The 13,755-nt window shown below is 70.7% G+C and carries 16 protein-coding genes; 3 read left to right on the top strand and 13 right to left on the bottom strand.

The genetic code is table 11. The annotated features are described in order from the left end of the window. The 9 genes from AB0J66_RS22495 to eno all read right to left on the bottom strand — a co-directional run. The coding region (locus AB0J66_RS22495) for a hypothetical protein (RefSeq protein ID WP_364663665.1) at window positions 1-243 on the bottom strand (243 nt) is incomplete at its 3' end. A gap of 98 nt (window positions 244-341) precedes the next feature. Further along, on the bottom strand, window positions 342-1,352 hold the full coding sequence (locus tag AB0J66_RS22490; RefSeq protein ID WP_364663662.1) for a hypothetical protein: 1,011 nt from the start codon (window positions 1,350-1,352) through the stop codon (window positions 342-344). Further along, window positions 1,349-1,678 (bottom strand): PadR family transcriptional regulator, encoded by a 330-nt coding sequence (locus AB0J66_RS22485; RefSeq protein ID WP_364663659.1) that lies wholly within the window; start codon window positions 1,676-1,678, stop codon window positions 1,349-1,351. Before AB0J66_RS22485 ends, AB0J66_RS22490 begins: the two co-directional genes overlap by 4 nt. 75 nt (window positions 1,679-1,753) lie before the next feature. Then, the gene (gene nadE / locus AB0J66_RS22480; RefSeq protein WP_364663656.1) at window positions 1,754-2,575 is read right to left on the bottom strand and encodes an ammonia-dependent NAD(+) synthetase; all 822 of its coding nucleotides are present in this window, start codon (window positions 2,573-2,575) and stop codon (window positions 1,754-1,756) included. After that, window positions 2,572-3,480, bottom strand: coding sequence for a Ppx/GppA phosphatase family protein (locus AB0J66_RS22475; protein WP_364663653.1), 909 nt, complete (start codon window positions 3,478-3,480; stop codon window positions 2,572-2,574). The genes nadE and AB0J66_RS22475 overlap by 4 nt, the downstream gene beginning before the upstream one ends. Further along, a complete protein-coding gene (locus tag AB0J66_RS22470; protein WP_364663650.1) occupies window positions 3,477-3,971 on the bottom strand; it encodes an amino-acid N-acetyltransferase in 495 nt (164 codons plus the stop codon). The genes AB0J66_RS22475 and AB0J66_RS22470 overlap by 4 nt, the downstream gene beginning before the upstream one ends. Further along, complete coding sequence (locus tag AB0J66_RS22465; protein ID WP_364663647.1) at window positions 3,971-4,456, bottom strand: DUF501 domain-containing protein; 486 nt, start codon at window positions 4,454-4,456, stop codon at window positions 3,971-3,973. The genes AB0J66_RS22470 and AB0J66_RS22465 overlap by 1 nt, the downstream gene beginning before the upstream one ends. A gap of 1 nt (window position 4,457) precedes the next feature. Next, window positions 4,458-4,943 (bottom strand): septum formation initiator family protein, encoded by a 486-nt coding sequence (locus AB0J66_RS22460; protein WP_364663644.1) that lies wholly within the window; start codon window positions 4,941-4,943, stop codon window positions 4,458-4,460. Window positions 4,944-5,090: 147 nt separating this feature from the next. Beyond that, on the bottom strand, window positions 5,091-6,374 hold the full coding sequence (eno, locus tag AB0J66_RS22455; protein ID WP_364663641.1) for a phosphopyruvate hydratase: 1,284 nt from the start codon (window positions 6,372-6,374) through the stop codon (window positions 5,091-5,093). A 155-nt stretch (window positions 6,375-6,529) separates the two neighbouring features. Here eno and AB0J66_RS22450 point away from each other — a divergent pair, with 155 nt between their 5' ends. The 3 genes from AB0J66_RS22450 (at window position 6,530) to AB0J66_RS22440 (ending at window position 8,188) form a co-directional block, all read left to right on the top strand. Next, window positions 6,530-7,156, top strand: coding sequence for a PilZ domain-containing protein (locus AB0J66_RS22450; protein ID WP_364663639.1), 627 nt, complete (start codon window positions 6,530-6,532; stop codon window positions 7,154-7,156). Window positions 7,157-7,194: 38 nt separating this feature from the next. After that, window positions 7,195-7,842, top strand: coding sequence for a hypothetical protein (locus AB0J66_RS22445; RefSeq protein WP_364663636.1), 648 nt, complete (start codon window positions 7,195-7,197; stop codon window positions 7,840-7,842). Between the two features lie 163 nt (window positions 7,843-8,005). Then, window positions 8,006-8,188 (top strand): hypothetical protein, encoded by a 183-nt coding sequence (locus AB0J66_RS22440; protein WP_364663634.1) that lies wholly within the window; start codon window positions 8,006-8,008, stop codon window positions 8,186-8,188. Window positions 8,189-8,256: 68 nt separating this feature from the next. Here the strand turns inward: AB0J66_RS22440 and AB0J66_RS22435 are convergent, their stop codons facing one another. The 4 genes from AB0J66_RS22435 to AB0J66_RS22420 form a co-directional block, all read right to left on the bottom strand. Continuing rightward, window positions 8,257-9,411, bottom strand: a complete 1,155-nt coding sequence (locus tag AB0J66_RS22435; RefSeq protein ID WP_364663631.1) for a serine hydrolase domain-containing protein — start codon at window positions 9,409-9,411, stop codon at window positions 8,257-8,259. A gap of 104 nt (window positions 9,412-9,515) precedes the next feature. Next, the gene (locus AB0J66_RS22430) at window positions 9,516-10,784 is read right to left on the bottom strand and encodes an RICIN domain-containing protein (RefSeq protein WP_364663629.1); all 1,269 of its coding nucleotides are present in this window, start codon (window positions 10,782-10,784) and stop codon (window positions 9,516-9,518) included. 153 nt (window positions 10,785-10,937) lie between these two features. Then, window positions 10,938-12,554: a DUF885 domain-containing protein gene (locus AB0J66_RS22425; RefSeq protein ID WP_364663626.1), complete on the bottom strand. Its 1,617-nt coding sequence runs from the start codon at window positions 12,552-12,554 to the stop codon at window positions 10,938-10,940. Between the two features lie 36 nt (window positions 12,555-12,590). After that, window positions 12,591-13,736, bottom strand: coding sequence for a MazG family protein (locus tag AB0J66_RS22420; RefSeq protein ID WP_364663624.1), 1,146 nt, complete (start codon window positions 13,734-13,736; stop codon window positions 12,591-12,593). Window positions 13,737-13,755: the final 19 nt, after the last annotated feature.

Here is a 13,755-nt window from a genome sequence, read left to right as displayed (position 1 = left end):
GTAACCAGGCTGACCCTGACCCGCGGGCGGGTAACCAGGCTGACCCTGACCCGCGGGCGGGTAACCAGGCTGACCCTGACCCGCGGGCGGGTAACCAGGCTGACCCTGACCCGCGGGCGGGTAACCGGGCTGGGCGCCGGCGGGGGCCGCGTAGCCGGGCTGGCCGCCGGCGGGCGGGTAGCCGGGCTGGCCCTGGCCGGCCGGCGGGTAGGCGCCGCCGGGAGGCGGGACGGGGTTGCTCACTGGGTGTTTCCTTTCGAGGGGCCGGTCGAGGGGGTCGACCGATCGCGGAGGAACGATAGCGACCGTCCTGACCTCGACGCGACCCCGTTACCCAGCTTTTATCGACCGCTTGTGCTAGTGACGGAGGGTTTGGGGGCCGGCGACGTCCCGGAAGGGCTCGGCACGGCGGCTGAGGGGCTCGGCACGGCGGCTGAGGGGCTCGGCACGGCGGCCGAGGGGGTCGGCACGGCGGCCGAGGGGGTCGGGCCGAAGGGCGCGTCCCGCGGGCAGTACGGGTAACCCATGTTCCGGGTGTGCGTGGTCTCCCCGGTGTCCGGATCGCTGCACCAGCCCCCGCCCAGCTGCAAGGGCTCGCCGTTCTGGTCGAAGATGCGCGCGTTCGGCACCAGCTTGCCCTGCTCGTCGTAGACGAAGAGGTCGTTGATGTTGCTGTACGGGTTGCCCTCGTAGCTGCTCACGCCGTCGAAGCCGGGGTCGCGCACGCTGGTGTCGGCGGTGGTGAAGCCGGCCAGGCCGAAGATCACCAGGACGGTCGTCGCCGAATAGAGCGCGTACCGCGGCCACTGCGAGAGCTGGAAGCCGCGCTTGCCGAGCAGGATCGAGCCGCCCACGCAGAGGGCGAGCAGGATGATCGCGATGATGTCGCTGCCGCCGATGCGGGGCAGCAGGCCCGGGTTGCCGGTGTTGTCGTCGAGGATCATCGCCAGCGCCATCGCCACCAGGTAGCCGCGCAGGACCCACCAGGCCGGGCGCAGCAGCACCAGGAACTCGCTGGCCCTCGGATAGCCGATCAGCGGCCCGACCCGGACGTCGGCCTTGTCCAGGACGGGCATCACCTTGGCCCGGATCTCGGCCGCCGTGACCCACTTGCCGGGCGGCGGGTCGGGGAAGCCGCCGACGAAGCCGGCCGTGGCGCGCAGCTCGGCCGCGTACGCCCCGGGGGTGCCCAGCCGCTCGACCAGGCTGCCCGAGCCCTCGGCCCGGACCTCGGCCAGGTGCTCCGGAAGGTCCTCCAGGAGCTCCTCGCGCAGCGGCTCCGGCAGGTCGGCCAGGGCCGCCCGGACACCGGCCACGTACTCGGCAATCTCGTCCTGCGCCGTGATGTTCACGCCGTCCCCCGCTCGCCAAGAAGATCGTCCATGGTGGATGCGAAGCCGTTCCAGACCTTGGCCGACCGCTCCAGCTCGGCCCGTCCGGCCGCGTTCAGGCCGTAGTACTTGCGGTGCGGGCCCTCGTCGCTGGGCACAACGTACGTGGTCAGGAAGCCGGCCGCGAACAGCCGCCGCAGCGTGCCGTAGACCGAGGCGTCGCCGACGTCGTCCAGGCCGGCGCCCCGGAGCCGGCGCAGGATGTCGTAGCCGTAGCCGTCCTCGTCGCGCAGGGCGGCCAGGACCGCGAGGTCCAGCACGCCCTTGAGGAGCTGGGTCGTATCCACGCGCTGCACAGTACTGTGCAGTGCGAAGTAGCGTCAAGAACGCGCTACCGCAGTAGCGCGCCGGGCGTCAGGGAGTCAGCGCCACCAGGTGTCGAGCGGGGTCACCGGGACGGTCCGCTTGTGCCGGGTGGCCCGGAAGAGGGACTCGACGCGCGCCGCCACCTCGGGCGAGACGTCGGCGCCCTCCAGGTAGTCGTCGATCTCCGAGTACTTGACGCCGAGGGCCACCTCGTCCGGCAGGGCCGGGCGGTCGTCCTCGAGGTCGGCCGTGGGCACCTTCTGCCAGCAGCTCTCCGGCGCTTCCAGATGACGCAGGAGCGCCGCGCCCTGCCGCTTGGTCAGCCCGGTGAGCGGGGTGATGTCCACGCCCCCGTCGCCGTACTTGGTGAAGAAGCCGGTGACCGCCTCGGCCGCGTGGTCGGTGCCGACGACGAGCAGGTTGAGCTGGCCGGCGACCGAGTACTGGATCACCATGCGCTCGCGGGCCTTGATGTTGCCCCGGACGAAGTCGCGCAGCGGCTCCCCGAGGCCCTCGGCCGCCTCCGCGGCCACCGCGTCCGAGCTGGGCTTGACGTTCACCGCGATCGACCGGTCGGGCTGGATGAAGCGCAGGGCGATCTGCGCGTCGTCCTCGTCGGCCTGCACGCCGTACGGCAGCCGCACGGCCACGAAAGTCGCCTCGCGGCCCTCGGCCCGCAGCTCGGCCGCGGCCGTCTGGCACAGCTTGCCGGCCAGGGTGCTGTCCTGGCCGCCGCTGATGCCCAGCACGAAGCCGGCGGCCGGGGTCGACCGCAGATAGTCCTTGAGGAAGTCGACCCGCTGCCGGATCTCGGCGGCCGCATCGATGGACGGCTTGACGCCGAGCTCGGCCCGGATCTGCTGTCGAAGATTGCTCATGCCACCAGTTTGTAGGCGATCCCGTCGAGGATGTCGTGTTCGGAGGCGATCACCGCCGGCTGACCGGCTCGTTCCATGATGATGCGCAGGATCAGCGCGCCGCCGCCGATCACGTCGGCCCGGCCGGGGTGCATCACGGGCAGTGATCGGCGCTCGGCCACCGGCATTTCGAGCAGCTTGGCTGTGACCGCCGCGACCTGCTCGTAGGTCACCGTAGCGTGGTGGATGCGCGAGGCGTCGTACGCCGGCAGCTGTTTGGCCAGAGCAACCACGGTGGTGACCGTACCGGCCAGTCCGACCAGGGTTTTCGCCTCCCGGCCGGGCACCGCGGCCAGCGCCACGTCGACCGCGGCCCGGATGTCCCGCTCGGCCGCGACGATCTCGTCCCGGGTCGGCGGATCGCCGTGAAGGTGACGCTCGGTCATCCGGACGCAGCCGATGTCCATCGAGATCGCCTGATCGACGCCGTCACGGCCGGTGACGAACTCGGTCGAGCCGCCACCGATGTCGACGATCAGGTAGGGCTGCTCGGCGGTCAGGCCGGCCACCGCGCCCGTGAACGAGAGGCGGGCCTCCTCGTCGCCGCTGATCACCTCGGGGTCGACGCCGAGCACCCCGTGGACCATGTCGCGGAACTCCTGCGCGTTGTCGGCGTCCCGCGACGCCGAGGTCGCGCACATGCGGACCTTCGCCACGTCGTGCGCGGCGATCTCCGCGGCATAGCCGACCAGGGCTTCCCGGGTCCGGATCAGCGCGGCGTCGGAGAGCCGGCCCGTCCGGTCGACGCCCTCGCCGAGCCGCACGATCTCCATCCGGCGGGTCACGTCGGTGAGCCCGGCATCCGTCACGTCCGCGATGAGCAGGCGGATCGAGTTGGTGCCGCAGTCGATCGCCGCGACCCTCATAGATGCAGCAGCATTCTCGTGTTTCCCAACGTGTTGGGTTTGACCCGTTCCAGGTCCAGGAATTCGGCCACACCCTCGTCGTACGACCGCAGTAGCTGCTCGTAGACGGCGTGCGGCACGGGTGCGCCGTCGATCTCGGTGAACCCGAACGAGCCGAAGAAGCGGGTCTCGAAGGTGAGGCAGAAGACGCGGGCCACGCCGAGATCGCGGGCCACGTCCAGCAGGTGCTCGACGATGCGGTGGCCGATCTTCTGGCCGCGCATGGCCGGGTCGACCGCGACCGTGCGGATCTCGGCCAGGTCCTCCCACATGACGTGCAGGGCGCCACAGCCGTACACCCGGTCCCGGTCGTCGACGGCGACCCAGAACTCCTGCACCGACTCGTACAGGGTGACCGTGGCCTTGCTCAGCAATCGGCGGTCTTCGGTGTACGCGTCCACGAGAGCCCGGATCGCCCGCACGTCCTTGGTCCGGGCCCGGCGGATCTCCATCACTCGTCCCGTTTCACACAGGGCCCCTCGGCCCACCACGGCTCCACGGCGTCGCGCACCTCATCCCCGAAAGGATTCACGCCCCGGCCCACGGCGAGCGCGTGCCCGAGATGGACATGCAGGCATTTCACCCGATCGGGCATGCCACCGGCGGCGACGTGCGCGATCTCGGGCACGTCGTCGATCGCCTTGCGGCGGGTCAGGTAGTCCTCGGTGGCGCGCTTGTACTGCTCGGCCAGCTCGGGGTCGGTCGCCAGGCGCTCCTGCATGTCCCGCATGACCCCGGCCGACTCCAGCCGGCTGCACGCGGCGGTGGCGTGCGGGCAGGTCAGGTAGTAGAGCGTGGGGAAGGGGGTGCCGTCCTCGAGGCGGGGCGACGTCTCGACGACGTCGGGATTGCCGCACGGACAGCGGTGGGCGATGGCTCGGGTGCCTCTAGGGCGGCGGCCCAATTGGGCCTCAACAATGTTCAAGTCGTCTTGCATGTTATTCAGAGGACTCCGCGTCAGCGGCTCGAACGCTGCTCCACATCGTGTCGTACCAGGGGCCGGGTGCGGCCGCCGGATCTTTCTGACCGGCCTCCGCGGCGGCGCCGGCCGGGTCGTTCAGCACCAGCAGCGGGGTCTCCCCCGGGCGCACGTAGAACAGTTTCTCGCGCGCCTGGGCCCTCACGTACTCCTGGTCGTTCCATTTCTGCAGCTCTTGCGACGTCTGGGCGATCTTCTCGCGCTGGGTGGCCTGGTCGGCCTCGAGCTGCTCGATCTGCGACCGCTGCGCGAGATAGACCCGCAAGGGATAGGTGTACGCCAGCGCGAGCGCGATCAACACGATGATCAGCACGGTGGCCCGGCCGGTGAGCGCGCGCGGCCTCGGCGCCACCGTCCGCTTCGTGGTGCCCCGGCTGACCGTGACCGTGCGCCGCGAGGCCGACGGCCGGTTGCGCTGGATGCGGGTCGAACCGGTGGTGCGCACGCGCGCCGAACCGGGGCGGCGGGCCGGGCCCTGACCGCTCGGTGCTCGTCGCTGTGTCGTCACCCTGCTCCCCCGCTCGTGGCGCCTGCTTGCGAACTTATGCCCGCTCGAGCAGGCGCCACAACTTCATGATCTAGCCGACCGGGGTCAGGCCGTGCGGTAACGCGGGAACGCGCCCGCACCGGCGTACCGGGCGGCGCCCTCGAGCTGCTCCTCGATGCGCAGGAGCTGGTTGTACTTGGCGACCCGGTCGGACCGGGCCGGGGCGCCGGTCTTGATCTGGCCGCTGCCCACCGCGACGGCCAGGTCGGCGATCGTGGTGTCCTCGGTCTCGCCCGAGCGGTGGCTCATCATGGTCTTGAAACCGGCCCGGTGGGCCAGGTCGACCGCGTCGAGCGTCTCGGTGAGCGAGCCGATCTGGTTGACCTTGACGAGGACCGCGTTGGCCGCGCTCTCCGCGATGCCCCGGCCGATGCGGGTCGGGTTGGTCACGAACAGGTCGTCGCCGACGATCTGGATCTTGTTGCCGAGCTCGGCGGTCATCGCGCTCCAGCCGGCCCAGTCCTCCTCGGACAGCGGGTCCTCGATGGAGACGATCGGGTAGTCGGCGGCGAGCTTCGCGTAGTAGGCGATCATCTCGTCGGTCGACTTCGGGTTGCCCTCGAAGACGTACGCCCCGTCCTTGTGGAACTCGGTGGCCGCGACGTCCATGGCGAGCACGATGTCGGTGCCCAGGGTGAACCCGGCGGCCTGCACGGCCTCGGCGATCAGGTCGAGCGCGGACGCGTTGGACGGCAGGCTGGGGGCGAAGCCGCCCTCGTCGCCCAGGCCGGTCGAGAGGCCCTTCTTCTTCAGCACCGACTTGAGGGCGTGGTAGACCTCGGCGCCGGTGCGCAGCGCCTCACGGAACGTGGGGGCGCCGATCGGCGCGATCATGAATTCCTGCACGTCGACGTTCGAGTCGGCGTGGGCGCCGCCGTTGAGGATGTTCATCATCGGCACCGGCAGGACGGCCGCGTTGGGACCGCCGACGTAGCGGAACAGCGGGAGCTCGGCGCTCAGCGCGGCCGCCTTGGCCACCGCCAGCGACACGCCGAGGATCGCGTTCGCGCCCAGCTCGGACTTGTCGGCCGTGCCGTCCAGGTCGAGCATCTTCTGGTCGATCAGCCGCTGCTCGCTGGCCTCGTAGCCGAGGAGCTCGTCGGCGATCTTGTCTTCGACGTTGGCGACGGCCTTCTCGACGCCCTTGCCGAGGTAGCGGCCCTTGTCGCCGTCGCGCAGCTCGATCGCCTCGAACGCGCCGGTGGAGGCGCCCGACGGGACCGCGGCGCGGCCGACCGTGCCGTCGTCGAGCCCGACCTCGACCTCGACGGTCGGGTTGCCCCGGCTGTCGAGAATCTCGCGGGCGACGATCGCTTCAATGGTGGCCATGTGTCGTGTCGCTCCCTCTGTGTAACGCTGCCGTTCACCGACCGCGACCCTGCGGCCGACCACGCCAATGAGCGTATCGAGCCCGGGTGGCGGGCGTACGCGCGGTCGGTGAAAACTCTAAGGTCGGGGCCCGGCCGGCCGATGACACCGGCACTATGAGCGCACCCATGCTGCCCGCCGACGGGTCGTACGTGGAGATGACCTCCTTCGGCGAGACGATGCCCGAAGTCCGCGTCGTGCAGGCCGCCGGCACGGCGATCACGCTGTCGCTGGCCGCCGCCGACGTGCCACCGGCCGATTCGGCGGTCACGCTGCGCTGGGCGGCCGCCCCGCGCGGCCGGTACGCGCTGGACGGCCGGGTGGCGGCGGTCGACGGGAACCGGGTCGAGGTGCGCTTCTCGGGCGAACCGGCCATCGAGCAGAGCCGCAACTACGTCCGGGGCGGCGGCGGGGAGCCGATCGTGCTGCTGTTGGACGGCGCCTCACCCGCCCAGGGTCAGATTCACGACTTGAGCGAGCACTCGGTGCGCGCCCGCTTCACCGACGTCACGGTCCGTCCCGGCGACGCTCTCACGCTGCGTGTCCAATTGGACGACGAAATCGTGGAATTTCCCGCCCGGGCCACCAAGGTCAGCTCGATGCGCCAGCAGGTTCCGGCCCGCGGGCCGCTCCTGGTGGAGCTGGTGGCCGTTTTCCCCGACATTGAGGAACATCAGGCGAAAATCGTCCGCCGCTACATCATGCACGCGCAGCTCCAGGCCCGGGCCCGCGGCCAATACTGATTTGCGGCCGGTTGCGGGCGTAGTCCATGGTGTCAGTCGTGCCTAGTGTTCCGCGCCTTACCGCCGCCGTCGGCCTGATCGCCGCGGGCGCGGTGCTGCTCGGCACGACCGCCTGCACCGGCCTCGACGAGGCCAGCGCGGCCGGGCCCACCCGGGACGACCTGATCTCCGACACGGCGGCCCAGCTCGCCGCCGGCGGCGCCCTCACCTACACCGCCACCTACCACCTGGCCGGCGGCGACACGGCGACCATCACCCAGGCCCAGAAGCCGGCGAGATCGGCGTACGTCTACCCGGGCGGCCGCCTGATCGTCACCCCCACCGCCACCATCCGGTGCAAAGGCGACGCCTGTACGAAATCGGCGCCCGACCCGACCGCGGCGGCCACCCTGACCGGCTCCCTGGTCACCCCCGAGGCGGCCCGGTCGATGCTGACCACCGCCGCCCTCGACCCGGAGGTCGTCTCCACCCAGCGCGACACCACGATCGCCGGGCGGCACGCGACGTGCCTGTCGCTCCAGGAGGTGGCCGGCACCCCCGCCAGCGCCTTCGACGTGTGCGTGACCAACGAGGGGGCGCTGGCCAGTTTCGCCGCCACCATCGCCGGCAAGCGGACCGACGTCACCCTGACCTCCCTGACCGAGGACACGGAGGCCGGCGCTTTCCTCGCGCCCGCCAAACCCTGATGGGCGAGCCGTTCCGGGTCGTCTCGACGTATTCACTGCACGACGAGGCCTGGACGTACGAGTTGGCCGTGGCGGCCTCGCCCTGCTGATCCCGGACGGTCCTTCCGAGAGCCCCGCCCAGGCCCGGCTCGAGACCGACGACGGCGACCTGCCGTGGCCGGCCTTGATCCCGTTCGCACCGGGCGGCGGCCACCGGGAGGTACGACAGCCCGACCTGCAGCCGGAGTCGGGCCCGTTCCGGCCGGCTCCGATCGAGCGGGCGACCCTGCACCTGCACGGCCGGCCGACCCTGCCGTGGCCCGTCTTCCGCCACTTCATCACCGTCGTTCTCGCCGCCGCCCGCTGAACCGCCGGCCAGGGTGGCGCGAACGCCGCCTGTCCATTTCGGATCGGCGCTCTCAGTTTGGGTGCGGTCTACCGAGCAGCGCAGATCGTCTCGTTCAGGAGGCGGTTCGTTCGGTCTTTGATCGCTTTGGGGGCTTCGCCGCCGCGGGGCGGGGTGGTCAGGGAGAGGACGACCACGCGGCGGCCGTTCGGGCTGACGGCGTTGGCGGTGCGGGAGCCGGGGACGTCGCCGCCGTGGGACCAGTAACCGCCGCAGCGGTTCGGCATGAACTGGATGCCCAGGCCGTAGCGGGTGCCGTCGTTCCACGTCACGGCCGGGACGGTGCGATGCATCGCGGCCATCTGAGCCGGCTTCAGGAGGCGGCCCTGCTGCAAAGCCGGCCAGAAGCGGGCCAGGTCGCTGGGCGTGGTGATCAGGCCGCCGGCCGCCCCGGTGACGGTCGGGTTGAGGATCGTGGTGTCGCGCAGCGGGCCGCCCGGGGACCACTGCTGATACGCCTTGGCGTGCGGGGTGGGCAGCGCGGCCCGGTCACCCGGGTAGGAAGTGTGCCGCAGGCCGAGGGGGCGGACGATCCGGTCGGTGACCTCGGCCGACCACGTACGGCCGGTGGCCTTCTCGATGATCATTCCGGCCAGGATGTAGTTAGTGCTCGAGTAGTCCCAGCTCGTGCCGGGCTCGAACTCGGGCTTGTGCCTCATCGCCAGGGCGACCAGATCGGCCGGCTCGTGATGGTCAAGGCGGTGCGCCAGATAGCCCTCGTACGACCCCAGGATGGCCAGGTCGTTCTGGTAGCTGTAAAGCCCGCTGGTGTGCTGCAGCAGCTGGCGGATCGTGATCTGCCGGCCGTCGTTGCCGTTGCCGGTGACGACGCCGGGCAACCAGTGATCGACCGTGTCGTCGAGCGAGAGCCGGTGCTCACCGGCCAGCTGCAGCACGACCACGGCCACGAATGTCTTGGTGGTGCTGCCCATCCGGAAATAGCCGTCGACCGGCACCGGCGCCCCGGTCTCCAGGTCGCCGACGCCGGCCCGGGCCCGGTCGGTCCGGCCGTCGACACGGCTCAGGCCCTGCACCCCCGTGATGCCGAGCGTGTGCAGATCGTCGACGGCGGCCTGCAAGCGGTGGTTCCGGCTCGCCGCGGCGGCGGCTGGGCCGGCCGCTCCGGCCACGAGCGTCGCCACCAAGGCGGTGGCGACGCCCCACTGGGTCAGGCGTTTTGGCATGTTCGAACTCCCCCGTCGGGACATGACATGGACGAACTCGACGGTATGAAGATTCTCGATGCGGACCCAGCCGGTGGTCCCCCGGAACAAGAGGGGACCTAGCACTACTGCGTCAGGCGGAAATTCTGTGCCGCGGTGCCGTTACAGGCGTACTGGACAAGCTGCACATTGTCGGCTGTGGAGGCGGCAGGCACGTCGAGGCACTTGCCGCTGTTGCGATTGACGAAGTGGTAGTAACCGCCGCCCTCAGTGATCGGCTTCCACTGCTGGTTCGCTCCCCCTCCGTACAACCAGGTCTGGATCTTGGCGTTGTCGGCTGTGGACACGTTGGTGACGTCGAGGACCTGGGCGGAATTGCCGCGGTTCGCGATCCGTACGTAACCGCTGTCGGTCGGGGTGAACTGGTACTGCTGGGCGGTGCTGGCGTTGCACGCGTACTGCTGGATGGGGGTGCCGTTGACCGTGCCGGCCGAGCGGGCGTCGACGCACTTGGCGCTGGCCTTGTTGACGACGGGATACCAGGCGGCGGGGTCGATCGGCTGCTCGGCGGGAGGCTCACCGACGCTGCCGTCACCCAGCCACAGGATGCTGTTGATCAGCCATTGGTTCTGCTGCGGACTGGCAAAGGTCGAGGACGTACGCGTGTTGGTCTCGTAGTTCATCGCGTTGTGGCCGAAATTCGTGTAGATCATCTTGTAGTTCCGGTTCGACCAGATCAGCGGGTAGTAGCCGCTGCGCCACTGCTGACTGGGATCGGAGCCGACCGGGAAACTCGACGCGTCGACCGAGGCCAGGATGTCGATGTCGGGATTCTGGCGCAGGTCGCGGCTCCACGAATACCACTCGCTGACGGCCGACGGGATCGTCGCGGGCAGGGCGGCGGTGGTCGGATGCGTACGGTCGTCGATGCGCAACGTCTCGGCGGTCGGGCCCCACGTGTTGGTGGCGAAGTTCCCCGAACCGAGGAACGTGTTGTAGTACCAGCTCCACTCGCTGGCGTCGGTGGTGAACGCGCTGACGTGGAAGCCCAGCCAGGCACCGCCGTTCTGCATGTACTGCTGGAACGCGGCCCGCCGATCAGCCGGCGGCGCGTCGTCCAAGAACATGATCACCTTGTAGCCGGCCAGACCGGTGGCGCTGAGCCGGCTCCAATCCGTGGTGGCCTCCCAGGTGAAACCGTTCTGGGCGCCGGCCTGCGGGAACCACTCCCGCGCCTCCTTGTCGAAGTCGATGTGCGCGGCATCCCACGTTCCGTTGTAGAAGGCGAGCACTTTGAAGGGGGCGGCGGCTTTGACCGCTGTCGCCGCCGCTGGCACGACAAGCACGGCGGCCGCCGCCAGCAGGGCGATGAGGGCACGTCTGAGCAGACTCATGGCAGGTACCTCTGGGGATGAGGGCGAGTGGGGACGCGGCCGCTGGCACCATCCTGAGCCATCGACAGAGGTTGATTCAAGGAATAGTTAATCTAATTTCCAGAAGTCTTCACGAAGCCCACACCAGCGGCCGACCCTGCCCGCGTCGCCGGGTCAGACGCCGAGGAGGGTACGTAGGTGGCGTGGAGGTGGGGAGCCGTGGGCCAGCATGGCGTCGTGCCAGGCCTTGGGGGTGGCGCCGAAGGGGCGGGCGGCGGCCAGGGCGGCGACCTCGGTGTAGCCGACGAAGTAGGTGGAGAGCTGGGTCGAGGTGAGCAGGGCGCGGCGCCACTTGCCGGTGGCCTCGCCCTCCTCCTGGAAGCCGGGGCCGGTCATCAAGGCCATGGCCTCGGACTGCGGGAGGTCCTCGCAGTGGACCAGCTGGTCGATGATGGCGTTCAGGCTCATGCGCAGCTGCATCTTGAGCTGCTGCAGCCGTACGGGAAGACCGCCGAAACCCAGGCCGGACATCAGCTCCTCGGCATAGACCGCCCAGCCCTCGACGAACGGGCCGGACCAGCCCATCGAGCGCACCCGGGTGGCGGCGCGGAAGCGGCGGGCGTGGGCCAGCTGCAGGAAGTGGCCGGGCATGGCCTCGTGGACGGTCAGGTCCCGGATCATGTGGTCGTTGTACTCGCGGTAGAACGACTCGACGCGCTCCGGGGACCAGTCGGACGGAGTCGGCGAGATGCAGTAGAAGGTGGGGACCTCGGCGGTCTCCAGCGGGCCGGGCGGGTCGCAGTAGGCGACGGCGACACCCCGGGCGAACTCGGGCATCTCCTCGATGACCAGCGGGTCGTCGATCAGGGTGAGGACGTCGTGCTTGCGGACGAACTCGGTCGCCTCCTCCATGGTCACGCGGGCCAGGCCGACGATCGTGTCGTCGGCCGGGCGCTGGGCGGCGAGGCTGTCCAGGGCCTTGCGGACGGTGTCGTCGGTGGCGGGACCGCCGACCAGCTCGGCCGCGGCCTGGCGGAGCTCCTCGCCGACCCGCTCCAGGTTGGCGCGGGCCCGGGAGAGGACCTCGGCCGCGGGCAGCTCGGTGTCGAGGGTGTGCCAGAGACGGGCCTCCCACAGGCGGCGGCCCAGGCGGGGGTCGCGGCCGGGCTCGCTGCTGTCGAGCGAGCGGCGCAGCCAGCCGTCGAACTCGGCCAGCGAGGCGACGGCGGTGGCCGCCGCCGGCTCGACCGTGGCCCGCAGGCCCGGCTCCTGCTCGAGCAGCAGGGGCAGCTCGTCGCGGATCAGGCCGGCCGTGCCGGCGAACTGGCCGATCGCGGTCTCGGCGTGGATGCGGGGGACGTCACGCAGCACGGCGCGGGCGGTGGCCAGGGCGTCGGGGATCGCCGCCAGTCGGCCGGCCAGGCTGGTCAGGCGCTCCTCGGCCGGGGCGAACTGCCGCGAGAGAAGCGCGTGCAGCAGCGGGCCGGGGTTGTGATGCAGCGGGTTCCACTCGTGCTCACGCACGTCGGTGGCCTCGAACAAGCCGCGCTCGACGATGGCCGAGAGGATAGCGTGATCGACCTGCTCCTCGGGGTCGAGGCCGTCGGCGTCGATGCCGGACAGGGCGTCGGCGGCGTCGCGCAGCATGGCGACGTCGGCCGCCACGGCGCCCGGCGAGAGGTCGGGCATGCGGTCGTCGAAGCGGTGGTCGCCCGTCTCGGTGGCGAGCCCGGGATCGGCCTCGAGGATGGCGTCGACAATGCGCTCGGCGAGCGGTACGAACTCCGGCATGCCCTGAAACTTACTCGGGCGCAGCCTTCAGTCCGGTTAAGGGCGGCCGGCGGGGTGGTCGGACGGGACAGTTTCGCGTGAGCGCACCGCTTCGGCGTAGGCGAGGGCGGCCTGGCGCAGCAGATGTTCGGCGTCGGGGGCGTCGGCGACCAGGCGCAACAGGCGGGATCCGACGTCGTCGCCGGTGGGCAGCGGGACGTGGAGGCCGGCTCGCTGCGTACGGGCCAGGATCTTGGCGGCGAGGGCCAGGGCCGGCTGCGAGAGGGCAATGCCGTCCAGTACGGATTCGCGGGACTTCTCGGCTTTCTTGATGCGCTCCCAGTTGGCCGTGATCTCCTCGATGTCGGCCACCGCCTCACCGGCGAAGACGTGCGGATTGCGGCGGATCATCTTGTCGACGAAGCCCGCCGCGACGTCGTCGATGGTCCAGCGCTCGTCCTCGGGATGCTCCTCGGCCAGCCGGGCATGGAGCAGGATCTGGAGCAGTACGTCACCGAGCTCCTCCCGCAGCGCGTCGGTGTCACCCGCCTCGATCGTGTCGTACGCCTCGTAGCTCTCCTCGAGCAGGTACTGGGCCAGGCTCTGGTGGTTCTGCTGCCGCTTCCAGGGATCGCCACCGGGCGAGACGAGCCGGTCCATCACCGCGACGGCGTCGAGCAGCCGCGCCCCCGGCGGATCCCACGAGCCGTACATCAGCTCCAGCTCAGCCAGCCCCGGCTCCCGCGCGAGCCGCAACCCCAGCGACCGTGCAAAGCTCTCGTCCCCATCGGGCCCGGCCAGCCACACCACCGCCCGCCCCGAGCCGGCAATTCCGGAAATGTCCGAAGTGGGGGCCGGGGTGGGGGTGACGCCGCCCGCCGGAGTGGAGGCGCCCGCGGGGGTGACGCCGCCCGAGGGAGTAGGGCCGCCCGCGGGAGTAGGGGCGGTCGCGGGAGTAGGGGCGGTCGCAGGAGCGGTCGCGGCCGAAGTGGGGTCGCCCTCGGTGGAGAGGATGGCCAGCACGCGCTCCGGGTCGGGGTCGATGACGGTGACCGGGATGCCGCTGGCGCGCAGGGCGGCGGCCTGGGGAGAGTCGGCGGCGGTGAGGACCGGGTGGGCGCGGACGACGTCCCACGCGGCGGCCGTCAGCAAGCCTGCGGGCAGGCGGGGCGACGTGACGAGCAGGACGATCCGAGCGGTCATGGGGCCAACTGTGCCAGCC

Origin of the sequence: Actinoplanes sp. NPDC049598 (genome assembly GCF_040675435.1) — a bacterium.
Classification (GTDB): Bacteria; Actinomycetota; Actinomycetes; order Mycobacteriales; family Micromonosporaceae; genus Actinoplanes.
Note: the sequence above shows the minus strand (reverse complement) of the source record. Positions and strands in the feature narration are given on the sequence as shown.